Below are 4,139 nucleotides of genomic sequence, written 5' to 3'. Positions count from 1 at the left end.
CTCGGACGCCTTCCGTGAACGTATCTGGGACATGGGAGCCCGACCGGCCATTCCCGCAAAACGACGCGATGCGCCGGTTGCCTGCCCCAGATGGGTCTATCGGTGTCGGCACCTGGTCGAGAACCTCTGGGCCCGTCTCAAGGAATGGCGTGCTGTTGCAACCAGATACGAGAAAACCGCAGCATCGTTCCTGGCCGTCATACACATCGCTGCAGCCGCAGACTGGATCAAGTGCTAACAGGCCCTAGAAAACGGCGTTGACCTGGAAACAAATACCGGCAAGGAAGTTTCAGGTGGCACTGTAATTATTAGCAGTGGATCAACGTTGAAATGCGGAATAAGCGGGACCACGGTGCAGTTTGGGGCTGTTGATCCCAGTGGTAAGCAAACAAATACACTCACAATTTTAGATAACGGTTCATCAGTTTCTAAAATAGAAAATCTTTCCCCCGGAGATATTATTCATTTCCCAAACGGTGGATGGAATAATGGTATCAATTTTGTTGATACAGGAAAAAAAGATAATTCTGGAAATGTAATTTATGAAATACTTGATGGATACAACGATAGCACACCGCTTGTCTCTTATGTGACATTAGCGGATGGGGTTTCTCCATCGGAGTTTTCCTGGGATAATTCGTCGTATTCAATTGTTTGCTTCCTGCATGGCAGCATGATCCAAACGACCGCGGGTGAGGTTGCTGTTGAAGACCTCCAAATTGGTGATCAGGTTGTTGCTTTTGACTGGCAAAACAATCAGGACATCATGCGGCCTGTCGTATGGGTAGGCAAGGCCCATGCAACAGTTCGTCCTGGTCTTCCGGCTGACGAAGCGGGCTACCCTGTTCGTGTTCTGAAAAATGCCATTGCCGACGGTGTTCCCTACAAGGATATGCTGATTACGCCTGAGCACTGCCTGTTCTTTGATGGTCAGTTTGTGCCTGCGCGTATGCTGGTCAATGGCAAGTCAATTTTCTATGACACCAGCATCACCTCCTACGACTATTATCATGTGGAAACGGAAGAGCATTCCGTCATCACCGCTGATGGGATGCTGACTGAAAGCTACCTCGATACGGGCAATCGTTCCTCCTTCCATCAGGAAGGCACTGTTGTCAGCCTTCGCACTGCGGTTCGGACCTGGGAACGTGATGCTGGCGCACCTTTGTGTGTAGATCGCGCATTTGTTGAAGCTTTGTTTCACAAGCTCGATGGTCGGAATAATATGATTGGCAGCCCGCGCTCTTCCAGTGCGAATGCTGAACTGATCGTTGATCCAGATCTGCATCTGGTTACGGAAAGTGGTGCGACTATTCGTCCTATCCGACGTGAAGGACAGCATTACAGCTTCATGTTGCCAGCCAACATTTCTTCCGTTCGGATAGTCTCTCGCGCCAGCCGCCCTGCTGATGTGATAGGCCCCTTCGTGGATGATCGCCGTATGATGGGCGTTGCTGTCGCAGATGTACATCTTGTAGCAGCCAACAAGAAGTCTCTCGTTACATCCCATCTTCAGGCAGTGAAACCCGCCGGCTGGCACGCTACGGAATGGACAGACTGTGCATGGACCAATGGTGACGCAGTGTTGCCACTGGGTGGCCTCACTCAGAGCGGCATGGGCATTCTTTCCCTCAACATTCGGGCTGCTGGTCCTTATCTGAAAACGGACGCAAAGCAGCTCCTTACCAGCATACGCTCTGCCTGAATGATGCAATTTCTCTCCGCCTCACTCAGAGGCGGAGAGGTTTTTTCGTGCAATGCCGTCACAGCATTTCATGTCGGCAATTTACATTCTCTTCCTGATTCATGAAGCCGAATTTCTTTTCACGATCTTACGCCTTTCATGAAAAAAGCAAAGAAAGCCACGGTTGTTATGTCTGATTACCCACTTCCTTCGGCCACCAGAACAATTTCAGCAGGCCAAACAGTAAATGGTGCCTCTTATGGCACTCCCGACCATGTCGTTGTTGAAGGCACTCTCACAGATGCCATTTTGACCCAAAATGGCGGTGGTATTGGGTCTATTCTTGTTCAGAGTGGCGGAACACTTTCCGGTGTTACAGTAACAAGTGGCGGAAATATTTTCGCACTTAGTGGCGGAAATGCATCCAATATTGCGTTAGATGGTAGCCGTAGTGCTGATCTTATCGTTGAAAACGGCGGTAGCGCTGACACTGTTAAAGCATCCAATAGTGCTGGGATAGATTTACGCGGGGGCACACTCTCGAATGTCACGCTGACAACAAGTGCCAGTATGAATGTTGAATCCGGCGGTTCAGTAAATGGCGTTAGTGTGGGTGATACTGCACAGGTCGATGTTGGTGCTCATTCTCGCGTATCGTCCATTACGGTGTTTAGTGGTGGCGCAGTTGAAAACCAGGGTGGCGCCATCGCCTCGGCGACCATTGAAACTGGAGGAACTATCTCGGTTGAAAGGGGATATTCGTATAACGCGACAACGAGTTCAGGAGGTTATTCGAACGGAACTATTGATGAGGCGGTCATTAAGAGTGGTGGAACGTTAACGGTTGGGAATGGCGGTTCAGCTACAAATATTGGCCTTAAAAATGGTGGATTTATTGATTTTTCCACATTGGCGTATAATTCCTCTGCCAAATACAGCTACGACGCGGATACATATACCCTGACAGTTACTGGGAGCGGTGGAACAGCAAGTGTAACGCTTGATCCCAAGACATCTGATATTGTTGATGGACAGCAGTTTAATCTCGTTAATGATGGCGAAACTCTTGCCATTGAAACCTGTTTTCTTGCAGGCAGCATGATCCAGACACCCAATGGAGATGTTCCCATTGAGGGGATCCGTGTGGGTGACGTGATTACTACCTATGTGAATGACAAGGAGGAATCTCGGAATGTCATCTGGGCGGGCAAGGTTCATACAACTGTTCGTTCCGAATTAATGGATGACGAAGCCGGTTATCCTGTACGCATTCTCAAGGATGCCATTGCAGACGGCGTTCCTTACAAGGATATGCTGATTACCCCTGAACACTGCTTATTCTTCAAAGGCCGCTTTGTGCCAGTGCGCATGCTGGTTAATGGCGTATCCATTTTCTACGATAAATCCATCACGTCCTATAATTACTATCATGTTGAAACAGAACAGCATTCTGTAATCCGAGCTGATGGCATGCTCACAGAAAGCTACTTGGATACAGGTAATCGTCGCTCCTTCCGTCAGGATGGTAAGGTCGCAGCACTTCGCGCTACCGGCGCACGGAGCTGGGAGGCTGATGCCGCTGCACCGCTGTGCGTTGCCAGAAATTTTGTGGAATCCCTGTTCCGCACTCTGGAAGCACGGGGAAATCAGGTCGAAAATTGTCAGACGCCGTCAGCAGGCCTGACGATGACGCATGATGCGGATCTGCATCTGGTTATGGCAAATGGCGCTGTTATTCGCCCTGTCCGTCGCGATGGACAGGATTACAGCTTCATGATCCCGGCTGGCGTTGAGGCTGTCCGGATTGTCTCACGCGCAAGCCGCCCCAGTGATGTGATTGGTCCGTTTGTGGATGATCGCCGGTATCTGGGCGTTGCTGTGAGTTCTGTCCGCTTCCTGAGCAGCAAAATGCAGAACCAGATTACCACGTATCTGAATGATGCAGGCCTGGACGGCTGGCATGCAGCGAACGACCAGAGCGAAACGATCTGGACAAACGGCAATGCCCTGCTTCCGCTGTCTGAACAGACAGACGGCAGAATGGGTCTGCTGATCATCACGGCTCTGCCGGCTGAAAACTATGGTGTTGATGCTGAACAGACGGCCGCTGTGAAAAAGCTCACTGCCTGATCTTTCTGCATAATCGAATGAAAGGCACCATTCTTTGCGGAATGGTGCCTTTTTTCTTTGTGCTTCCTGGACTGGCCTTAGAGCCCTTTTGGAAATTCACGGATGAGCGTTTCGGCGTAGCATGAGGCTTCCCATGGCGATGTGGATCATGGCCTCTGCGACGTCGATCCGCTGTTCGTAGTCCTTCACAAGGCGACGCCAGCGGATCATCCAACCGAAGGTCCGTTCCACAACCCACCGACGCGGCAGGATTTCAAACCCTTTTGCTGTCTCTGACCGCCGGATGATCTCGACTGTGAAGTCGAGAAAAGTGGCCTTATCCATC

3 protein-coding genes and 1 pseudogene are annotated in these 4,139 nt (G+C 50.4%); 3 read left to right on the top strand and 1 reads right to left on the bottom strand.

What is annotated here, in order from left to right; genetic code table 11:
* From KP703_RS15085 to KP703_RS15075, 3 genes and pseudogenes are all read left to right on the top strand, one after another.
* Positions 1-238 (top strand): transposase (locus KP703_RS15085; RefSeq protein ID WP_215753732.1); only part of this gene is annotated, 238 nt, incomplete at its 5' end.
* Positions 239-652: 414 nt separating this feature from the next.
* A pseudogene (locus KP703_RS15080) lies at positions 653-1,705 on the top strand (Hint domain-containing protein); the annotation flags it as partial.
* Between the two features lie 138 nt (positions 1,706-1,843).
* A complete protein-coding gene (locus KP703_RS15075; protein WP_215755518.1) occupies positions 1,844-3,814 on the top strand; it encodes a Hint domain-containing protein in 1,971 nt (656 codons plus the stop codon).
* A 96-nt stretch (positions 3,815-3,910) separates the two neighbouring features.
* Here KP703_RS15075 and KP703_RS15070 read toward each other — a convergent pair.
* Positions 3,911-4,139: transposase (locus tag KP703_RS15070; protein ID WP_011251443.1), on the bottom strand; the 229-nt coding region annotated here is incomplete at its 5' end.

Source organism: Acetobacter sp. P5B1 (assembly GCF_018811985.1).
Taxonomy (GTDB): domain Bacteria; phylum Pseudomonadota; class Alphaproteobacteria; order Acetobacterales; family Acetobacteraceae; genus Acetobacter; species Acetobacter cerevisiae.
This window is presented reverse-complemented; position numbering and strand designations above follow the sequence as displayed.